A 19,086-nucleotide genomic window follows, 5' to 3' on the forward strand; every position below is an offset into this window, starting at 1 on the left:
GGCTACCCATCGGCGGCCTCGGAGTCCTCAGCCACGGCTGTCTTCGGGTCGGCCTTCGCGCCCGCGCCTTCCGCGTCCGGGTCGCCGATGGTGGCGAGTTCCGTTGCGGGCTCGGGGCCTTGCTCCAGCAGGACGCGGAAGCCGTCCTCGTCAAGGACGGGGACCTTGAGCTGGATCGCCTTGTCGTACTTCGAGCCCGGGGCGTCGCCCACGACCACGAACGCGGTCTTCTTCGACACCGAGCCCGACGCCTTGCCGCCGCGGGCGATGATCGACTCCTTGGCCTCGTCGCGGGAGTAGGTCTCCAGGCTGCCGGTGACGACGATCGACAGGCCCTCCAAGGTCCGCGGCGTCGAATCGTCGCGTTCCTCCTCCATGCGCACGCCCGCCGCGCGCCACTTGTCGACTACCTCGCGGTGCCAGTCGACGGCGAACCAGTCGCGGACGGAGGTGGCGATGGTCGGGCCCACGCCCTCCGCGTCGGCGAGTTCCTGTTCGGTGGCCTTGGCGATGGCGTCGATGGAGCCGAACTCGCGGGCGAGCGCCTGCGCGGCCGTCGGGCCGACATGGCGGATGGAGAGGCCGACCAAGACCTTCCACAGTGGACGGTTCTTCGCACTGTCGAGGTTGGCCACCAGCTTGCGGCCGTTCGCCGACAGCTCGCCCGCCTTGGTGCGAAACAACTCCACCCGCGAGAGCTGCTCCTCGTCGAGGGAGAACACGTCGCCCTCGTCCTGGACCACACCGGAGGTGAGCAGGGCGGAGGCGGCCTCGAAGCCGAGCACCTCGATGTCGAACGCGCCGCGGCCCGCCAGGTGGAACAGCCGTTCCCGCAGCTGCGCCGGGCAGGACCGGGCGTTGGGACACCGGATGTCCGCGTCGCCCTCTTTCTCGTAAGCCAGAGTGGTGCCGCAGACCGGACACTCGGTGGGCATCTCGAACTCGTAGGCGTCCGGCGGGCGGACCTCGATGACCGGGCCGAGCACCTCCGGGATCACGTCACCGGCCTTGCGGATCACGACGCGGTCGCCGATCAGGACGCCCTTGCGCTTGACCTCCGACGCGTTGTGCAGCGTGGCCATGGCGACCGTGGAACCCGCCACCTTGACCGGCTCCATCACCGCGAACGGCGTCACCCGGCCGGTCCGCCCGACGTTGACCTCGATGTTGAGCAGCGTGGTCGTCGCCTCTTCGGGCGGGTACTTGTAGGCGATCGCCCACCGCGGCGCGCGCGACGTCGTGCCGAGGCGGCGCTGCAGCGACACCTCGTCGACCTTGATCACCACGCCGTCGATCTCGTGCTCCGCGTCGTGGCGGTGCTCGCCCCAGTACTTGATGTGCTCGGCGAGTTGGTCGGCCGAGTCGAGCACCTTGGTGTGCTTGGACACCGGCAGCCCCCACGCCGCCAGCGCCCGGTAGGACTCGGACTGGGCCGTGGGCTCGAAGCCCTCGCGCCTGCCCAGACCGTGGCAGATCAGCCGCAGGTTGCGGCTCGCGGTGATCTTCGGGTCCTTCTGCCGCAGCGACCCGGCCGCCGTGTTGCGCGGGTTCGCGAAGGGCGGCTTGCCCGCCTCCACCAGCCGGGCGTTGAGGTCGGCGAAGTCCTCGACCGTCATGAACACCTCGCCCCGCACCTCGACCAGCGCCGGGACCGGGAACTCATCGCTTGGGGTGAGCCGGTCGGGCACGCCGTGCATGGTGCGGACATTGAGCGAGACGTCCTCGCCCGTGCGTCCGTCGCCCCGCGTGAGCGCCCGGGTGAGGCGGCCGTTCTCGTAGAGCAGGTTGATCGCGAGGCCGTCGATCTTCAGCTCGCACAGGAAGTGCGCGGCCGAGCCGACCTCCTTCGCCACCCGGTCGACCCAGCCGCTGAGCTCGTCGAGGTCGAAGGCGTTGTCCAGGCTGAGCATGCGTTCGAGGTGGTCGACCGCGGCGAACTCGGTGGAGAAGGACCCGCCGACCCGCTGGGTCGGCGACTCCGGACTGACCAGCGACGGGTGTTGCTCCTCGATCGCCTCCAACTCACGCAACAGCGCGTCGAACTCGCTGTCGGAGATCGTCGGCGCGTCGAGCACGTAGTAGCGGAACTGGTGGCCGAGGAGTTCCTCGGACAGCTCGGCGTGCCGCTCACGCACGTCGGAGGGCACATCCTCGACGCCCTCGACCGTGGTCGGTCGTTCCTGCGGAAGATCCTCGTCAACACTGGTCACGTGTCAAAGAGTAGCCAGGACGACCGACATTCGAAGGCTCAGGAAGCCAGCCTGTGGACAAGTTCGCGCAGCTCCAGCAAACCGATGCTGTCGGCGGGCTCGGTGTCCGCGGCCTCGACCCGGCGCAGCCGCTCCCCCGCCAGCCGCTCACCGAGCGTGGCGTCCAGCGGCAGGAACGTCATCGCCGCGCGCGCCGACGGCTCCAGCCCGGCGAGCGCCGGGTGGTAGACCGCGACGTCGACCAACCCCTCGTCGATCTGGGCGTGCACGCGGACGTCCGCGAGCGCGACCCGGGTCGCGCCGAGGTTGACCGTCACCTCTGTCGGGTCGGGGACGGCGGGCACCGAGTCGTGGAACTCCCACAGCGGGGTGTCCGGCTCGGCGGCCGCCTTCCACGCGTCGGTGTACGGGCGCAGCTCCGGGTCTTCCTGACCGCTGACCACGAACGCGTAGATCGACCGGATGCCGCGCTCGAGCGAGAAGTGCAGGTCGGGGTGCAGCGCCGCGACCATCTCGCAGAGCTGGTTCTCGACCCGCTGCGGCTCACCCTCGCCGAGCGCGGCGGCGATCTCAGGAAGCAACTGCTGCCACTCGCACCAGAAACGTTGCGCGAGGACGGCCGGGTCGGGCCGGTCGACCGGGTCGCGGGAACGCTTGAACCACCGCGCTAGCCGCCCGCCACCGACGGAATCACCTGGATCTCGGCGTCCGCCGTGACCGGTGTGTCCGCCCCGCCCAGAAACCGGCATTCCTCTCCGTCCACGTAGAAATTGACGTACCGGCGCAGCGCCCGGTTCTCGTCGCGCAGGCGCCGCTCCAGCGCCGGGTAGCGCTCGCAGACCGCGTCGAGCACCCCGGCCAGGGTAGCGGGATCGGGCGCGTCGATCTCGAGTTTCGCCTGACCGTCCGCCTTGGCCCGCAGCACTTGGGGCAGCAGCACGGTGATCATCAGATCACCGCGGCCCGCACCGACAACACGTCCGGCAGGTGCGCGGCGACCTGCGTCCAGTGGTCACCACCGTCTCGGCTGGCGTAGACCTCGCCGGAGCGGGACCCGAAGTACACGCCTGCCTCGTCGGCGTCGTCGACGCACATCGCGTCGCGCATGACCGCGCTCCAGAAGCCGTCGGGCAGGCCGTCGCCCAGCGCGGCCCAGGTCGAGCCCGCGTCGTCGCTGCGGTAGACCCGGCAGCGGCCGTCCGGCGGGAAGCGCATGGAGTCTGCGGTCAGCGGGAAGTTGAAGATCGTGTCCGGCTGGTGCGGGTGCACGACCATCGGGAAGCCGAAGTCGCTGGGCAGGCCGTCGGCGATCGATTGCCAGGTCTTGGCGTTGTCGTCGCTGCGATAGACGCCGTGGTGGTTCTGCGCGTAGAACCGGTCGGGCCGCTGGGGGTGCTGGGCGATCTTGTGGACGCACTGCCCGAACTCGGGATACGGGTCGGGGAGGAAGTACGCCTTGATGCCGTCGTTGCTCGCGTCGAACGTCTTGCCGCCGTCGGTGCTGACATATACGCCACCAGTGGACATCGCGACCGTGATCCGGCCCGCCTCGGTCGGATGCGGGATGACCGAGTGGACCGCCATGCCGCCGAAGCCGGGCGTCCACTTGTCGCGGTGCGGGTGGTCCCACAGGCCGCGGACGAGTTCGTAGTTCACGCCGCCGTCGTCCGAGCGGAACAGGGCCGAGGGCTCGACCCCCGCGTAGACCACGTCCGGCTCGCCGGCCGGTCCGGGCGCGAGTTGCCACACGCGGCCGAGGGCGGTCTCGGTGTCCTCGGGGAACGCGACGGGCGCGTGGTCGGGCTCCGACCAGGTCTCACCGAGGTCGTCGCTCGTCGCGACGCTCGGCCCCCAGTGCTCGGATGTGACCGCGGCCAGCAGCCTCGGCGTGGCGCGTCGGGTGTCGATGGCGACGGCGTAGACGTCGGTCATCGGGTGGTGGGGACCGGTTGTCTCCCAGTCCCCACCGGAGTTGGTCGCGAGGAACAGCCCTTTGCGCGTCCCTATCGCGAGCAGCACCTTCTGTGTCATCGGGCACCTCCATCAGTGACCCGCGACACGTTACGCCCGGGCACCGACAGCTACCAGGAGTCCGGCGGCTCCACGAAGGCTTTGCCCAGGTCACGAACCTGCTTGAGGGCAGTGCGCACCCATCCGGAGGACGCTCCGGCCAGGCCGCAAGCGGGGGTGGCGACGGTGTGCGAGGCGAGAATCGAACGCGGGAAGCCGAGCCGGTCGACCAGCCGCAACGCGGGCTCGGCGGCGTCGCGCAGCGAAAGCCGCTCGCGCGGTTCCGTCCCGGGCACCAGGCCGAGGAACATGAACACGCCCGCGTCCCACGCCTCGCCCAGATCGTCGGACAGCGACGCGGGGATGCCCTCCAGCAGAGCGGCGTCCAGAGCAAGTGCTCCGGCGCCCGCTTCGCGAAGCAAGCCGATCGGCGGACGCGGCGCGCAGCAGTGGACTATGACCGGATTCCCGGTAGCGGCGCGCGCCGCGTCGATCAGCTTCGACAACACGTCACGGGCATCGTGAATGGGCACCGACGGCACAGTGCCGTAGCCCGACGGCGTGGGCAGCGCTCCGGCGAGGACCGTCGGCAGGCTCGGCTCGTCCAACTGGACGACCACCTCTGCCCCGGTCCCCTTGCGCACCTCGGCGACGTGCAGGGCGAGGCCCTCCGCGAGCGACTCGCCGAACTCCCGGCGCGCGCCGAGATCGGTCAGGACGCGGTGGCCCCGGTGCAGTTCGACGCCCGCCATCAGCGTCCACGGTCCGGCGAGTTGGACTTTGAACACGGCGGGTGATTCGCCCGCGCGCCCGATCGCGTCCTCGACAGCGTCGAGGTCCCAGCGGAGCAGATCGACCCCGCGGCGGTGGTCCCGGCCGGGGTGGGCGGCGACCCGGTAGCCCGAGGGCACCAGTTCGACCGCCAGGTCGACGAGCAGTGCGGTGGTCCGGCCGATCATGTCGGCGCCGAGTCCGCGGGCGGGCAGTTCCGGCAGGTGCGGCAGGTCGGGCAGCTCACCGAGGACGACTGTGGCGGCCTCGGCGGGATCGTCGCCGGGCAGCGAGCCGATTCCGGTGGCGGCTCCGTGCGGCCATGGTGCGTTCGTCACGCGGCCAGTGTGGTCGATCGGCTGACCCCGACGCACACCGACCGGCCGCGGTTAGCATGACTCGTGGACCACACTGACATCCTCGCGGCCGCCGACCGCATCGCCCCGCACATCCGCCGCACCCCGCTGCTTCGCTCCGAAGTGGACGGTAGGGGCGTGGTCCTCAAGCTCGAACACCTGCAGCGAACCGGGTCGTTCAAGTTCCGCGGCGCGCTCAACGCGCTGCTCGGCGGCGACCGTCCGGAAACCGTGGTGACGGCGTCGGGCGGCAACCACGGGGTCGCGGTGGCCACGGCGGCGCGCGTGCTCGGCCTTCCCGTGACCGTGTACGTCCCGGCGTCCGTCCCACCGGCGAAAGCCCGGCGAATCGAGGCGGCGGGCGCGAAGCTGATCGTCGACGGCGACTCATACGGCGAAGCGTCGGCGGCGGCGCTGGCCGAAGCGGACAGCACCGGGGCGCTCTACGTGCCCGCGTACGACCATCCTCTGGTCATCGCCGGACAGGGCACGTGCGCGGCCGAGGCGGTCGCGGACGCACCCGACATCGACACGTTCGTGGTGGCGGTCGGCGGCGGCGGGCTGGCCTCCGGCACCGTGCTGGGCGGCGGCAGGCCGGTGGTCGCCGTCGAGCCCGAGAACTGCCAGGCCATGCACAACGCGTTCGCGGCGGGCCACCCCGTCGACTCGGCGGTCGACTCCGTCGCCGCCTCCGCCCTCGGCGCGACCCGGGCGGGCGACCTCACGTTCGAGATCCTCCGGTCGGCGGGCACGACGTCCGTGCTGGTCAGCGACGACGAGCTGCTGGCCGCTCGCGACCGGCTGTGGGAGGAGTTCCGATTGGCCGTCGAACCCGCCGCCGCCGTGCCGTTCGCCGCGTGGCTCGCAGGGCGGGTGCCCGGCGAGCTCGCGTGCGTCATCGTCTGCGGCGCCAACACGGAGTGGTCTCCGAGCTAGTGGCCCGGCCACTAGGCGCGCATCACCGTCGCGATGGGAATGCGCGCGGCCCGGATCGCGGGAAGCAAACCGCCGAGGACACCGGCGGCGAGACCCGCGAGCACCCCCGCCACGCCTGCCTGCCATGGGAACGCGAGTTCGGCCCCCATCGTCTCGAACCGCCCGCCGAGCACCGTCGGTGCCAGTTTGAGTCCGATGGCGCCCACACCGATCGCGGCGGCGGCCGTCAGCATTCCGATGATCAGCGTCTCCGAGAGCACGATTCCCGCCAGCAGCAGCCGCGGTGTGCCCACGGCGCGGCGCAGGGCGAACTCCTCGATGCGCTCGCCGACAGTGGCCAGACCGACGTTGAGGATTCCGGCGACGCCGATGAGCAGGACCAGGACGGCCATCGCCAGGAAGATCATCCGCATGACCTCGAGTTGGGACTCGATCTGCTTCTTCGCCTCGACCGGGTAAGCATGGAACTGGTCGGCGGGAGCGCCGCGGGCACTGAGTCGAGCTCGCAGCGTCTGCTCCACATCGGAGACCCCGGGCGGCATGTAGACCGTGAACTGGTTGCGGCCGTCGAAGTTGCCGCCTGCCGGGGTGGTCCAGTTCAGGAGTTCGTCGGCCCTGACGTAGGCCGTGGGGGCGCTATCGCCGTCGTGCACGACGCCGAGGACACGTGGGGTCGGATTGGCCGACGAATCCTTGATCCGCATCTCCGCGGGAATTTGGTACGTCGTGAAGGCGGCGGCCGCCTCCCGGTTCAAGACCAGTCCCGGCGATAGCGAGGGCTCGCCGGAGAAGTCGAGCCAGCGACCCGCCTCCGCGTGAAACGGCCGGTACTGGCGGATGTCCCCGGTGAGTCCGACGAGGCGAAGTTCGATGGCCTTACCCGCGGGGGGTGGGCTGTCGTCCTGCTTGACTTCCCGGCAGCCGTTCTGGTCGCAGACCATTTCCGAGCCGTAGTACCCGCCCTGCCCGGCGTACTTGAGCGGCGAGCCACCCGGATTGATGGGCGTGACCCCCGGCTCGCCGATGACCGCCATGGTGCTCGTCATGCCGACCATCTCGGGCCGGTCGCGCAGGACCTCCATCATGACCGGCACCGTCGCCTCGTGACCGGGCAACGTCAGCACCACCGTGCCGTCCTTGCCCGCACCGAGTTCGATGTCCGAGAGCAACGCACGGTTCGCGATCTCCGACCCGGCCTGCACGGTGACCACCGCAAGAACGCCTAGAAACAGACTGACCATCGAGAGCAGCGTGCGCAGTTTGCGCGCGCGGATGCCTTGTCCGCCGATGATGAGCGCGGAGCGGAACCGACCGGACAGGGCCATCAGGCGTACACCCCCGCCCGCTCCGTCACGAGCCTGCCGTCGGTCAGCCGCACCACACGACCCATGCGGCTGGCGTGCGCCTGGTCGTGGGTCACGAGGACGAGCCCGCACCCCCGCGCGGTCGCGGAGTGCAGGACCTCGATGACGTGGGCGCCGGTCTCGGTGTCCAACGCGCCGGTGGGCTCGTCGGCGAGCAGGATCTTCGGCTCGCGGACCAGCGCGCGGGCGATGGCCACGCGCTGCTGCTCGCCACCGGACATGCGCTGCGGCTTCTGCTTGGCCAGGTGCGCGATGCCGACCTGGTCCAGCGCCGCCATGACCTTCGCGCGCCGCTTGCGCCGCGCCGCCCAGCCTTGGCCGTTGACCAGCGCCATCGCGACGTTTTGCGCGGCGGTGAGGTGCTTGAGTAGGAAGAAGCGCTGGAAGACGAAGCCGAACTCGTCGCTGCGCAGCCGCGCGGCCCGGCGCTCGGAGACCCGGCTGATGTCGGCTCCGCCCAGCAGGTACTGACCGCCGTCCGGGCGGTCGAACAGCCCGATCAGGCTCAGCAGCGTGCTCTTGCCGGAGCCGGAGCGGCCCAGGATCGCCACACTCTCTCCACTGTGGACAGTGAGGTCGACACCGGTCAGGATCGGCCGCGGCTCGCCCTGCCCTTTCAGCGTCTTGGTGAGTCCGGTCAACTCGATCAGGGGCGTCATGTCAGGACCCCATACCGGGCTTGGCCTGCTGCTCGGGCGGGCCCGGCGGCAGGTTCGGGCCGGGCACAGCCAGCGTCTCGTCGCCGGTCAGGCCGGACTTGATCTGCACGACCCGGCCGTCGGTCAGGCCGAGGACGACGTCCTTGGTCTGGCGTGAGCCGTCCGGACCGAGGACGTCGACCTTGCCACTGCCCTGCTTGCCCGCGACCGCCTCGACCGGCGCGACGAGCACCTGCTTCGCCGTCTCGGTGATGACCTCGATGGTGGCGGCAGCGCCGTTGATCAGCTTGACCTCGGCGGGAGCGGTGCAGACCAGGCGCATGCCGGTGGCCTCCGACGGCTTGCTCTGCGGTTGCTCGGGCTGCGGCTTGGGCTGCGGCTGGGCCGGTGGCGCGTTCGGATCGGTGTTCGGCTGCTGCGGTGCGGGGTTCGGCGCGGGCGGCTCCGGAATGGTGCCCGCGGGCAGCGCGGCGATGGTGCCCAGGACCGCGCAGTCGAACGGGCCGGGCCCGCTCTTGATCTGCGCGCGCACGGAAGTCAGCGAGTCGGACAGCTGGTACGCCTGCGCGCCGTCGATTTCGGCCACGATGCCGTATCCGACGTACGTCGCGGAGACGATCGGCATGCCCGTGGTCACCGACGACTTGTCGGCGACAAGGCGGCCGGCGAAGACCGCGCCCGCGGGGACGTCGACGTGCGTGGGCTTTCCCGACGCCCACACCGCGCCCGCGCGAGTCGGCTTGGTAGGCGTGCTCGTCGGCGGCTTCACCTCGACGTAGCGGACCTGGCCGTCGCGGGGCGCGACGAGACCGAAGATCGGGTTGAGCGTGACCTTGCCGGTGAGGCTGACCTTGTTGGTCAGGTCCTGCCGGGTGATCTTGGCCGTGGTCATGGTCGTGCCGCGGTCGGCGAGGCCGGGCACGGGCGGTGGCGCGTCGGATGACGTACACCCCGTGAGCGTCAATACGGCGGCGACGACCGCCGCGCAGATTCGTGAGTCCACCGGTACCCCCAGAGTCGATTTGCCCGGTACTCGCTCAGTCTATACATGGAGTGAATAGTGATGTTCACGCCACTGTCGCACCGCCATTTCGACGAACGCGCGGACTGCGGGCTTGCGGCCGCTCTCCTCACGCCAGACGGCGAAAACCCGCCGTGACATGGCGGGGGCGACCGGCCGCAGGCGCACGCCATCGGGGACGTGGTCGCCCGCCAGCCGCGGCATGAGCGCGACGCCGAGACCCGCGGCGACCAAGGCGAGCTGGGTGGGGAATTCGACGGCCTGATGGGCGATGTCGGGCTCGTGCCCGGCGCAGCGGAAGGTGCTCGTGAGCCAGTCGTGACAGATCGTCCCGGCCGTGGACGCGATCCACCGCTCACCGACGAGATCCGACAGCGCCACGGTGGACGCGTCGGCCAGCGGATGACTGACGGGGAGCGCGACATCGATAAGGTCGTGGCCGATTTCGTGGGAGCGCAGGCGGTCGGAGACGGCGATGGGGACGTTGACCCAGTCCTGCGCGATCGCGAGGTCGAGGTCGCCACGGGCGAGTTGGGCGATGGCGTCATACGGTTCGACTTCCCTCAGGCCCAGGCACAAACGCGGGTAGCGCTCGTTCATCGCCGCCAGCACCTTGGGCAGCAGCCCACGCGCGGCGGTGGAGAACGCGGCGACGGTGAAGTCGCCGAGCACCTCGCCTCGACGCTCGTCCAGATCGGCCTCGGCCTGCTCGACCGCGCCAAGGATGCGTTCGGCGTGCCTCGCGAGCAGCCTGCCCTCTTCGGTCAGCCGGACCCGCCTGCCGTGTCGCTCGATGAGCACACAGCGGGCCTCGCGCTCCAGCTTCGCCATCTGCTGGGAGACCGCCGACGGGGTCAGGTGCAGGACCTCGGCGGCCGCGGCGAGGGTGCCTTGATCGGCGACGGTGCGCAGGACACGGAGCCTTACCAGGTCGAACATGAAGCAAGGCTAACGTCGGCCGCCCGAAAGCCATTAGCGGAGCTTCAGGATACGAAGACCGTGAACGCCCCTCGGTGGACCTGGCCGTCGCGGTTGAACTCCAGGAACAGGCGGTACTCGCCGCGCTCGCCGAACAGGGCCTGGAACGTCAGCTCACCGTTGATCAGCGGCGCGCCCAGCGGTTCACGCGGGTGCAGGTGGGTGGCCGACAGCAGGGCGGTGTGGAAGCCCGTCATGTGGCCGTAGGCGCCGAGGTGCGGATCGACGGTGTCCAGCGGCTTGCCGTCGGGGCCGCGCAGGGAAAACCGCAGGACCGTCGGCTGCCGGACGGCGACGGTGGTCGCCCCCTCCGGGCGCACGATCCGGTAGCCCTGGCCGGCGTCGGCCTCGGCGGCCGGGGCGGGGATCTCGACGGTCGCCGTGTCACCGGCGATCGCGAAGGGCAGGCCGAGGACTACGGGATGCGTGGTGTCGGTGGTGTTCATCGGGATGAACTCGGCGAACATGCGGTAGGCGCCGCCGTCGGCGATGGCGACCGCGACCTGCCAGGTGTCGCCCACGAGTTCCGGATGCAGGTGCTGGTAGCCCTGCATGTCGTCGCGGACAACGAAGAAGTGCAGCTGCTTGGTGGCGTTGAGCTGGAACTGGGTCTCCGGCTTACCGGAGGGCCCCAGGATCCGGAACGCCACCGGCACAGCGTCGCCGCGGGTGGTGGGCAGGGTGACCGGCACGAAGCGGAAGCCGTTCTCGAAGTCCGACAGCCCGTCGCTGTGCGCGGCCAGCGTCATCGGAGAACCCATGCCCTGGTGTGGCGAGGCACCGGTGGACGAGCGCAACACGACGAAGACAATCGCCACCACAGCGACCAACACCGCCGCCCCGAGCGCGGCCCAACTGGCCCAGTGCAGCTTGCGCATGCCGGCAGAACCTCCGAACCCTCGCGACCGGCGCGTCGGCGGACAGCGGGCATTCACCGAATACGTGCCGGTTTCGTCAATCAGCAGGATCTGCAGTGTCGCTGAGGGGGATGACGATGACAACCCGCGAACGGTGAGGTCACTCGATGACACTGGATCGTCGGATCCCAGGGTTGAGGTGATCTGCGCGTTCTCAGCGTTCTCAGCAGGCGGTCGATACCTTTGCGCCAGGACGGGGAGGTGGATCGCCTTGGTTTCGGAGGGGCAGACCCGGTTGATGCTGGCCTCGCTGCGAGGCGTGTGGGTGCGAGGCCGGACGGTCGAAAGAATCGGCTACGTCGTGGGTGCCTGCCTCCTCCTCTCCGGTTTCGCACATTTTGGCGTGTTCCTGGCCGACGGCGGCCCGTGGGAAGGGCCGGTGTCCTGGCGCAAACCCGTCACCTTCGGACTGTCGTTCGGTCTGGCCCTGATCACCCTGGTGTGGGTCGGTACCTGGATTCGGCAAAGCGAGCGCACGCGGTCGGTGACGCTGTGGCTGTTCACGGTGGCGAGCGTCGTCGAGGTCGGGCTGATCTCACTTCAGGCGTGGCGTGGGGTGCCGTCGCATTTCAACAGCGAAACCGGATTCGGCCGGGTGATCGCCACCTCGCTCGCCGTCGGCGGCGGCCTGATCCTGGTCTCGGTGCTGACCATCACCGCCGCGGCGCTGCGGGCGGACTCGGTCACGCGGCCCGACATGCGCCTGGCCGTGCGTGCCGGGCTGCTGCTTCTGGTCGTGGCACTGCTTGTCGGCGCGGCGATGATCGCGCGGGGCGTGATCGCCGTCAACGCGGGCGATCCGGACGTCGCCTACACGACGGCCGGGGCGTTCAAACCACTCCACGCGGTCGCCATGCACGCCGTCCTGGTTCTGCCCGGCATCGCGTGGCTGGTGGGCTTCACCCGGTGGACGGAACTGCTCCGGCTGCGCGTGGTGCAACTCGGCACCACGGGTTACGGCGTGCTGGCCGTGACCACCGGTGTCGAGTCAGCGCTCGGTGTCTCGCCGTTCTCCGCACCCCTGCTCGCCGATGTCGCCAATCTCGTCGGCTTGGTCGCCCTGGTGTTGGCTGGAGTGGTCGCCTGCTATGGCGTGGTTCATTTTCCGGCCAGGGGCACCAACCCCGTCCGCACCGCATAGAGCGCCGCCTGAGTGCGGTCCTGCAGGCCCAGCTTGGCCAGGATCGCGCTCATATGGGATTTCACGGTCTTCTCGGACAGGTCGAACTTCTTGGCGATCTCCCGATTGGACAGTCCACGCACCACTGCTTCCAACACCTCCGACTCCCGCGAGGTCAGCCTCAGGTCGCTCGGACGCGAGTCGCCTTCGGCGAGGAGCCGGGCCACGTCGGGGTGCAGCAACACATGGCCGGCGTGGACGGATCTGATCGCCGCAGCCAGCGCGGGCGGATCGACGTCCTTGTAGACATAGCCCGCCGCGCCCGCGCGAACCGCGGGAACGATCGCCGAGGGATCGGCGAAACTGGTGATCACCAGGACGCGCGCGGGATTCGCACGGTCGCGGAGACCACGCAGCGCGAACACACCATCCGTGCCCGGCATGCGCAGGTCGAGCAGGATCACGTTCGGGTGCAGCCGCTCCGCCTCGGCCACACAGGACGCGCCGTCGAAGGCTTCGCCGATAACGGTGATGTCGTCCTGGAGGTCCAGGAAGGTGCGCAATCCCTGCCGCACCACCGGGTGGTCGTCGACGATCAGCACCGTGATGTCGTCAGTCAACGGGCACCTCCAGCAGCACCGTCGTCCCACCGGGACGCTCCGAGGTGACCTTCAACTTGCCGCCCGCCGATCGCGCGCGCTCGCGCATCGAGGAAAGCCCCAGGCGGCGCGAGGTCTGGCCGGACGGCGAGGTGTCGAAGCCGATGCCGTCGTCCTTGACCAGCACGACGAGCATCTGGGCCCGGAACGACATGTCGATCTCGATCTCGCCCGCCTGGGCATGGCGCAACGCGTTATGCAAGGCCTCTTGCGCGATTCGATACACCGCCTCCTCTCTCGCCGAGGTCAGCCTCGGCACGTCGCGGCTGCTGAACTTCACGACGGCGTCGTGCACGCGGTTCAACAGGTCGGCCTGCTTGCGCAACGCGATGTCCAGGCCATCGCCCGCGAGATCGGGCGACCGCAGCCCGACGACGACGGACGACAATTCGTCCGTGGCAGCCGCGGCGAGCCTGCGCACGGTGTCGATCTCGGTTCGGGCGCGGTCGAGGTCGCGGTCGAGCAGGGCGGCCGCCGCCTCCGCGGTGAGCCGGAGGCTGAACAGCTTCTGGGTCACGGAGTCGTGCAACTCCCGTGCGATGCGGTTGCGCTCTTCCACAATGGACAGCTCACGGCTGCGCTCGTACAACCGGGCGTTGACCAGCGCGATCGCCGCGTGGGACGCGAGCAGGGCGAGGAGTTCCTCGTCCTGGGCGGTGAAGCCGCCCGGCACCTCCTTGTTGGCGACGAAGATCTCGCCGAGGATCTCGTCGCCATCGCTGATCGGCACCCCGAGGAAGTCGGTCAGCACGGGATGCGCCGCGGGCCACCAGCCGAACTTGGGGTGCTCTCGGATGTCGTCGAGCCGGACCGGGTGGGGATCGGACAGCAGGACGCCGAGCAGGCCGTGCTGCCGGGGCACCGGGCCGATCTCGGCCCACTGCTCGTCGCTGATGCCGTCGGCCAGGAACTCGGCGAACCCGCCGTTCTTGTCGGGCACGCCGAGCGCCGCGTACCGGGCTCCGACCAGCCTTCGGGCGGAGGTCAGAATCGTCTGGAGGACCTCGCGCACCTCAAGGTGGGTGGCGACCGCCAGCACGGCGGCGCTCACCTCACGCAGTTCGTCTCGGTCGATTCCGGTCACCAATTCAAGGTACCCACGAGGACCGACAAAGCCCCTGGTCCTAGGACTAAAGTCTGAGAAAAGAGCCATCTCTGGTCCGATGGCGACAGCCCCCGACCGGCCTAACGTCGATCACGTCAAACGACGATCGACGGAAGGACCGACATGCCTGTCGCCATCATCACCGGCGCGTCCCGCGGCCTGGGCCAGGCGCTCGCGGCCGGACTCGCGGGCGAGGGTTGGGACCTTGTTCTCGACGCCCGCGGCGCGGACGCGCTCGCCGAGGCCGCCGCCGCCCTGCCCAAGTCCGTCACCGCCGTGCCGGGCGACATCACCGACCCAGGTCACCGCGCGGACCTGATAGCCGCCGCCGACGCGCTCGGCGGAGCGGACCTGCTGATCAACAACGCGGGCGCCCTGGGGTCGAGCCCACTGCCGAAGCTGGCCGAGTACCCACTGGACGCCCTGCGCGAAGTGTTCGAGGTCAACGTCGTCGCTCTGCTCGCCTTGGCCCAACTCGCGCTTCCCGGACTGCGCGAGCGAGCGGGCGCGCTGGTCAACATCACCTCGGACGCGGCGGTCGAGCCCTACGAGGGCTGGGGAGGCTACGGCTCGTCGAAGGCGGCGGTGGAGCAGCTCAGCAACGTGCTCGCCGCCGAGGAGCCAGGGGTCCGTGTCTGGTGGACCGACCCGGGCGACCTGCGAACCCAGATGCACCAGGACGCCTTCCCGGGCGAGGACATCAGCGACCGGCCGCTGCCCGCGACAGTGGTCCCCGCGATGCTCAAGCTGTTGGCGGACCGTCCGGAGTCCGGCCGGTATCGGCTTGCGGAGCAGGCGTGAGCCAGGCGCTGTGGATCCCGTTCGAGGCGGCCGATATCGAGCCGGCGCGAAGGTTCTACCTGGACCGTCTCGGGCTTTCCGAAGTGGACACCTGGTCCGCTTCGGAGGAACGGGGATCGGTGATCCAGATCGCCCCGGGCGCGTACCTCGAGCTGGTCAGCCCGATTCGACGCCGTCCCGGACAGGGACCGCTGGCGTTCGAGCTAGCTACAGCCGCCGACGTCGACAGGCGGCTCGCGACGATGGAGCAGGCCTCGGTCACCCGGGCGCCCGGCCGGTATCCGCGTGGGCATTACGGGTTCGAGGTCACCGGGCCTGACGGGGTCGACGTGATGGTGTGGACCGAGGACAGGAGGACGGGGAGACGATGAGCGCATCACCGGAGTGCCAGGTGTCCACAATGGAGTTTGTGCTTCCCGCGGAGCTGGAGGCACACGAGCCGCCGGAAGCGCGCGGCCTTTCCCGCGACGGCGTACGTCTGCTCGTCGGAACCGGGTCCTCGGTCGAACACCGACGGTTCGCCGACCTGCCCAGCGCCCTGCGGGCGGGTGATCTGCTCGTGGTCAACACCTCGGCGACAGTCCCGGCAGCGGTCAAGGTGCAGGACAGCGACCTGTCGGTGCACTTCTCGACAGAGCTCCGCGACGGTTCGTGGCTGGTGGAAATTCGGCAGGCCGAGGGAAAGACGACAGCGCGCTACCGCGGAGGCGTCGCGGGACGGCGGTACACCCTTCCCGCCGGCGGCTCGGTGACGTTGACGCGGCCGTACTCCGAGGACCGCCTGTGGGAGGCGGCGGTCGACCGAGGGCCGTTCGGTTCGGTGATCGGGTACCTACGGGCGGTCGGCTCACCCATCCGCTACGAATACGTCTCCAGAGACTGGCCGATCGCCTACTACCAAACAGTTTTCGGCACCGAACCCGGCAGCGCCGAGATGCCCAGCGCGTCCCGACCGTTCACCGACCGCATGGTCACCACCCTGGTGACCAAGGGGATACGCATCGCCCCGGTCCTACTCCACACCGGCGTCGCCTCGCAGGAAGCACACGAACGCCCCTATCCGGAACGCTTTCGTGTGCCGCCTTCCACGGCGTCGCTGATCAACGACACCCGCGCCACCGGCGGCCGCATCATCGCGATCGGCACCACATCGGTCCGAGCCATGGAAAGCGCCGTCACCCCAGACGGAACCGTCCACGCGGCCGAGGGATGGACCGACCTGATCATCACCCCGGAACGCGGAGTCACAGTGACCGACGGCCTCCTCACCGGCTTCCACGAACCCCGTGCGTCCCACCTCGACATGCTCGAAGCCATCGCAGGCCGCCCCTTATTGCACGAGTGCTACCAAGAGGCCATCGCCGCCGGCTACCTATGGCACGAATTCGGCGACCTCAACCTGCTGATCCCGTGATCATCGCCTGGTACCCGACTTGATGAGAACTCTGGGCCGGAGGGGCGGCCTACGCAGGGTCAGATCTTCGATGGCGGCATGGTCAGGCGTAATCCCGTCGGCCGGTACCAGTCACCGAACCCGGCCACGGCGCCGACGATCCGGGCATTAGTGCGCCATGTCCCTCGCAGCTAGGTATCAGCCGTGCTGCGACGTCAGCGTGTGCCCTAGGCACTCAATGAGCAACCGATCTAGGGCAAGTCACCAGTGCCGACTACCACGCCAAACCAGCGAGACCGCAACTCCTGGAGGTGGTGGGCTGTCTCCGCCAAGACCGCCAGAAGCGCGTCGGCCTGTCGACGGTGAGGTCTTCGCGCACGATCGCCGCAGAAATCTGTGGAGCCTTCGCGGCGAGCATGGCCAGGGCCTTGGCCACGTCCGTGTCTTCCAGCCCGATCATCGGGTGCCGCCGTGCACCGAAAACCGATGCCGCGCAAGGGTTTTCGCCGCAGCGGCCGCGCTCACACCGAAGCAGTAGGCGCGGCAGTCGGGGCAGGTCACGTGCTCACGCACCGGGTCGGTCACGGGTGGCGGTGACGGCGTGGAGGCCCACCGCCGGGCCATATCGCGGTGGCTCAACGCTCCCCCACCGTGGTCGTGCTGGTGGTGCTCGGCCGGTGCGGTGTCGGGCCGACCGCATCGGCCGAAGACTGCGGGCCTCGCGGTGCGGGCGGGTCGAACCGGCGTGAGCTGTTCTGATCAGGTGGGATAGCACGGGCGGCTTCAGCCACGGTCGCGGCGATGGCGAGTGCGGCAACGGCACCGAGAAACGCGAGAACGGTCACGGTGATCAGCCTCAGTGCCCGGCGCGGCGCACGGGAGCGCGGATCGTGGAGCACATCGGAGCAGATAGGGGCAGGTCAAGCCTCTGACTCTCCGAGTCGGCACGGCTACACTCGGCGCGTGTCCGAGGCAAACCGCCAGCTCCGTGCCGCCCGCGAACGCACCCCGTCCCGGCGCATACCGGGCGAGCCAATGGGACGGGAGGAACTGGCCGAGGCCGTCAACGCCTGGCTGTGGGAGAACACCGGCGAACGCTTCGACCTTGATGCTCGCGCCATCGCCCGATACGAGCGCGGGGTCGTGCGCTGGCCAGGCGCGCACTACAGGGCAGCGATGCGGCATATGCTCGGCGCGCGAAGCGACGCCGAGTGGGGTTTCCACCCTGGCAGGGCGACCACATCCAGCGCGCCATGCGACACCGAGTCGGGCTCCCATCCCGGCAGCGGAACCACATCCAACGCGCCAACCCCGTTGGGTTCCGGCACCCCGCCTTGGCTGATCACCGACACCCTCACCCGGTCCGGCATCGCTGCCACCGCCCTGGACCAAATGGAACAGGCCGTCTACGGCCACGCCTTGCGCTACCCGTCGACGCCGCCGCACGAACTGTGGTCCGCGGTGAGCACCCTGATCAACCACCTCAACGGCGTGCTCACCCACCCGCTGCCGCAACAGTCGCGGCTGCGCGCCGTAGTCCTCATGGGCGTGCTCACCGGCTTGGCCGGTTCCCTCTGGGTCGACTTCGACCGGCCACACGAGGCATCCGGATACTTTGACGTCGCCGAGCTGGCCGCGCGTGAGGCCGGTTCTCCCGACCTGGCCGCCTGGGCCCTGGCCACACGCTCCGTCGGCGTCTTCTACGCGGGCGACCACCTCACGGCCCACACCCTCCTGGCCCGCGCCGAACGGGAAGCCGCACCGGCCGGGCCGCGTCGTCGCGCCTGGGTCGCCGCACTACGAGCGCGGGCAGCCGCCGCGTGCGGCGATCCTGACGGCGCCCACCGCGCACTCGAATCCGCGAGACAGCACATCGACCGGGTGACCGAGCCTGGCACCGGCACCGACTTCTTCGACGCCGCCCGCCTGGATGGTCTCGCGGGCGCCACGTACCTGATGCTGCGCGACACCACCCGCGCGGCAGACGTTCTCCGCGGCGCCCTAGCCCGGCGCGCCACTCAGGACGCCAAGGGTCGTGCGCTCCTTGGCCTCGATCTGGCCGAGTGCCTCCTACATGACGGCGAAGGGATCGAGGCGTCCCGCGTGGCGGTCGAGGCATTGGACTGGGCCAAGGGTGCGATGGTGGAGCCGATCGCTATCCGCGCCTTGGAACTGCGGGCACACCTGATCCGGCTGTCGGGGCCCGCCGGCGCGCAGGAGTTCGACGCCCGGCTGAGGGAGGCCGCACATGCCTGAGGACCCCGCACGGTGGACGGTTCACGGGACCCGCCGCGTGTTCGCCTCCGAGTGGGTCAACGTCGACTTGGACGACGTCGAGATCCCCGGCCACCAACGGTTCGAGCACCACGTGATCCGGTTTCCCCGCGTCTCGGTCGGAGCCGTGGTCATCGACGGTGACCGCGTGCTGTTGCTATGGCGGCATCGGTTCACGACCGACACCTGGGGGTGGGAGATTCCCGCGGGATGGGCCGACGACGGCGAGGACGCGCTCGAGGCCGCACGCCGGGAGGTTCTGGAAGAGACGGGCTATCAGGCTGACACGGTCACACCGCTGATCGTTTACAGCCCGATGACTGGGATCAGTGACCAGCGTTTCCAGGTCTTCCTCGCCTCGGATGTCCAGCGGGTAGGAATACCGGACGCCGCTGAGGCGAGCCGCGTCGAGTGGGTGCCGATCGCCGATCTGCGGTCGCTCATCGCGAGCGAGCAGATCGGCGACGGACCGTCCCTGACAGCCCTCTCCAGTTACCTGGTCTTGCGCTGAG

At 69.7% G+C, this 19,086-nt stretch carries 19 protein-coding genes; 7 read left to right on the top strand and 12 right to left on the bottom strand.

The genetic code is table 11. The annotated features are described in order from the left end of the window. Positions 1-2: 2 nt before the first annotated feature. From ligA to GPZ80_RS17125, 5 genes are read right to left on the bottom strand one after another with little or no spacing between them, the layout of a single operon-like run. Positions 3-2,210, bottom strand: a complete 2,208-nt coding sequence (gene ligA / locus GPZ80_RS17105) for an NAD-dependent DNA ligase LigA (protein ID WP_312880391.1) — start codon at positions 2,208-2,210, stop codon at positions 3-5. A gap of 38 nt (positions 2,211-2,248) precedes the next feature. Then, positions 2,249-2,959: a hypothetical protein gene (locus GPZ80_RS17110; protein ID WP_376771686.1), complete on the bottom strand. Its 711-nt coding sequence runs from the start codon at positions 2,957-2,959 to the stop codon at positions 2,249-2,251. After that, the gene (locus tag GPZ80_RS17115) at positions 2,878-3,159 is read right to left on the bottom strand and encodes a MoaD/ThiS family protein (RefSeq protein ID WP_246477194.1); all 282 of its coding nucleotides are present in this window, start codon (positions 3,157-3,159) and stop codon (positions 2,878-2,880) included. The genes GPZ80_RS17110 and GPZ80_RS17115 overlap by 82 nt, the downstream gene beginning before the upstream one ends. Then, positions 3,159-4,241 carry an exo-alpha-sialidase gene (locus GPZ80_RS17120; RefSeq protein ID WP_187221375.1) on the bottom strand — a complete coding sequence of 361 codons (1,083 nt, stop codon included), beginning with the start codon at positions 4,239-4,241 and terminating at the stop codon, positions 3,159-3,161. Before GPZ80_RS17120 ends, GPZ80_RS17115 begins: the two co-directional genes overlap by 1 nt. A gap of 50 nt (positions 4,242-4,291) precedes the next feature. Continuing rightward, a complete protein-coding gene (locus tag GPZ80_RS17125; RefSeq protein WP_187221376.1) occupies positions 4,292-5,329 on the bottom strand; it encodes a uroporphyrinogen decarboxylase/cobalamine-independent methonine synthase family protein in 1,038 nt (345 codons plus the stop codon). A 63-nt stretch (positions 5,330-5,392) separates the two neighbouring features. Here GPZ80_RS17125 and GPZ80_RS17130 point away from each other — a divergent pair, with 63 nt between their 5' ends. Next, positions 5,393-6,283, top strand: a complete 891-nt coding sequence (locus tag GPZ80_RS17130; protein ID WP_187221377.1) for a threonine/serine dehydratase — start codon at positions 5,393-5,395, stop codon at positions 6,281-6,283. An 11-nt stretch (positions 6,284-6,294) separates the two neighbouring features. Here GPZ80_RS17130 and GPZ80_RS17135 read toward each other — a convergent pair whose 3' ends face one another. From GPZ80_RS17135 to GPZ80_RS17155, 5 genes are read right to left on the bottom strand one after another with little or no spacing between them, the layout of a single operon-like run. After that, complete coding sequence (locus tag GPZ80_RS17135) at positions 6,295-7,608, bottom strand: ABC transporter permease (protein ID WP_187221378.1); 1,314 nt, start codon at positions 7,606-7,608, stop codon at positions 6,295-6,297. Further along, on the bottom strand, positions 7,608-8,306 hold the full coding sequence (locus tag GPZ80_RS17140) for an ABC transporter ATP-binding protein (RefSeq protein WP_187221379.1): 699 nt from the start codon (positions 8,304-8,306) through the stop codon (positions 7,608-7,610). The genes GPZ80_RS17135 and GPZ80_RS17140 overlap by 1 nt, the downstream gene beginning before the upstream one ends. Position 8,307: 1 nt before the next feature. Then, positions 8,308-9,309, bottom strand: a complete 1,002-nt coding sequence (locus GPZ80_RS17145; RefSeq protein ID WP_187221380.1) for an efflux RND transporter periplasmic adaptor subunit — start codon at positions 9,307-9,309, stop codon at positions 8,308-8,310. Positions 9,310-9,348: 39 nt separating this feature from the next. Further along, the gene (locus GPZ80_RS17150) at positions 9,349-10,266 is read right to left on the bottom strand and encodes a LysR family transcriptional regulator (protein WP_187221381.1); all 918 of its coding nucleotides are present in this window, start codon (positions 10,264-10,266) and stop codon (positions 9,349-9,351) included. A 44-nt stretch (positions 10,267-10,310) separates the two neighbouring features. Next, positions 10,311-11,183: a DUF8832 domain-containing protein gene (locus tag GPZ80_RS17155; RefSeq protein WP_187221382.1), complete on the bottom strand. Its 873-nt coding sequence runs from the start codon at positions 11,181-11,183 to the stop codon at positions 10,311-10,313. Between the two features lie 304 nt (positions 11,184-11,487). Between GPZ80_RS17155 and GPZ80_RS17160 the strand changes: the two genes are divergently transcribed. Continuing rightward, positions 11,488-12,363, top strand: coding sequence for a hypothetical protein (locus GPZ80_RS17160; RefSeq protein WP_312880392.1), 876 nt, complete (start codon positions 11,488-11,490; stop codon positions 12,361-12,363). Here the strand turns inward: GPZ80_RS17160 and GPZ80_RS17165 are convergent. Both GPZ80_RS17165 and GPZ80_RS17170 read right to left on the bottom strand, forming a co-directional pair. Further along, complete coding sequence (locus GPZ80_RS17165) at positions 12,321-12,962, bottom strand: response regulator (RefSeq protein ID WP_187221383.1); 642 nt, start codon at positions 12,960-12,962, stop codon at positions 12,321-12,323. The genes GPZ80_RS17160 and GPZ80_RS17165 overlap by 43 nt on opposite strands. Continuing rightward, entirely contained in the window at positions 12,955-14,085 is a 1,131-nt protein-coding gene (locus tag GPZ80_RS17170) for a GAF domain-containing sensor histidine kinase (protein ID WP_312880393.1), read from the bottom strand. Before GPZ80_RS17170 ends, GPZ80_RS17165 begins: the two co-directional genes overlap by 8 nt. A 144-nt stretch (positions 14,086-14,229) precedes the next feature. Between GPZ80_RS17170 and GPZ80_RS17175 the strand changes: the two genes are divergently transcribed. From GPZ80_RS17175 to GPZ80_RS17195, 5 genes are all read left to right on the top strand, one after another. Further along, positions 14,230-14,907 (top strand): SDR family NAD(P)-dependent oxidoreductase, encoded by a 678-nt coding sequence (locus tag GPZ80_RS17175; protein WP_187221385.1) that lies wholly within the window; start codon positions 14,230-14,232, stop codon positions 14,905-14,907. Further along, positions 14,904-15,278 (top strand): VOC family protein, encoded by a 375-nt coding sequence (locus GPZ80_RS17180; protein WP_187221386.1) that lies wholly within the window; start codon positions 14,904-14,906, stop codon positions 15,276-15,278. The genes GPZ80_RS17175 and GPZ80_RS17180 overlap by 4 nt, the downstream gene beginning before the upstream one ends. Beyond that, entirely contained in the window at positions 15,275-16,321 is a 1,047-nt protein-coding gene (locus GPZ80_RS17185) for an S-adenosylmethionine:tRNA ribosyltransferase-isomerase (RefSeq protein WP_187221387.1), read from the top strand. The genes GPZ80_RS17180 and GPZ80_RS17185 overlap by 4 nt, the downstream gene beginning before the upstream one ends. 942 nt (positions 16,322-17,263) lie before the next feature. Then, positions 17,264-18,556 (top strand): NsdA family TPR-like regulatory protein, encoded by a 1,293-nt coding sequence (locus GPZ80_RS17190; RefSeq protein WP_187221388.1) that lies wholly within the window; start codon positions 17,264-17,266, stop codon positions 18,554-18,556. Beyond that, entirely contained in the window at positions 18,549-19,085 is a 537-nt protein-coding gene (locus tag GPZ80_RS17195) for an NUDIX hydrolase (protein WP_187221389.1), read from the top strand. The genes GPZ80_RS17190 and GPZ80_RS17195 overlap by 8 nt, the downstream gene beginning before the upstream one ends. Position 19,086: the final 1 nt, after the last annotated feature.

The organism is Actinokineospora xionganensis, from assembly GCF_014323725.1.
GTDB classification, from domain to species: domain Bacteria; phylum Actinomycetota; class Actinomycetes; order Mycobacteriales; family Pseudonocardiaceae; genus Actinokineospora; species Actinokineospora xionganensis.

What these genes read in the sequence shown, in the direction of transcription:
- GPZ80_RS17110 (WP_376771686.1), bottom strand. Translation starts at nt 2,959, where the DNA reads ATGCCGGTTTCTGGGCGGGGCGGACACACCGGTCACGGCGGACGCCGA.
- GPZ80_RS17115 (WP_246477194.1), bottom strand. Translation starts at nt 3,159, where the DNA reads ATGATCACCGTGCTGCTGCCCCAAGTGCTGCGGGCCAAGGCGGACGGT.
- GPZ80_RS17120 (WP_187221375.1), bottom strand. Translation starts at nt 4,241, where the DNA reads ATGACACAGAAGGTGCTGCTCGCGATAGGGACGCGCAAAGGGCTGTTC.
- GPZ80_RS17135 (WP_187221378.1), bottom strand. Translation starts at nt 7,608, where the DNA reads ATGGCCCTGTCCGGTCGGTTCCGCTCCGCGCTCATCATCGGCGGACAA.
- GPZ80_RS17140 (WP_187221379.1), bottom strand. Translation starts at nt 8,306, where the DNA reads ATGACGCCCCTGATCGAGTTGACCGGACTCACCAAGACGCTGAAAGGG.
- GPZ80_RS17150 (WP_187221381.1), bottom strand. Translation starts at nt 10,266, where the DNA reads ATGTTCGACCTGGTAAGGCTCCGTGTCCTGCGCACCGTCGCCGATCAA.
- GPZ80_RS17155 (WP_187221382.1), bottom strand. Translation starts at nt 11,183, where the DNA reads ATGCGCAAGCTGCACTGGGCCAGTTGGGCCGCGCTCGGGGCGGCGGTG.
- GPZ80_RS17175 (WP_187221385.1), top strand. Translation starts at nt 14,230, where the DNA reads ATGCCTGTCGCCATCATCACCGGCGCGTCCCGCGGCCTGGGCCAGGCG.
- GPZ80_RS17185 (WP_187221387.1), top strand. Translation starts at nt 15,275, where the DNA reads ATGAGCGCATCACCGGAGTGCCAGGTGTCCACAATGGAGTTTGTGCTT.
- GPZ80_RS17195 (WP_187221389.1), top strand. Translation starts at nt 18,549, where the DNA reads ATGCCTGAGGACCCCGCACGGTGGACGGTTCACGGGACCCGCCGCGTG.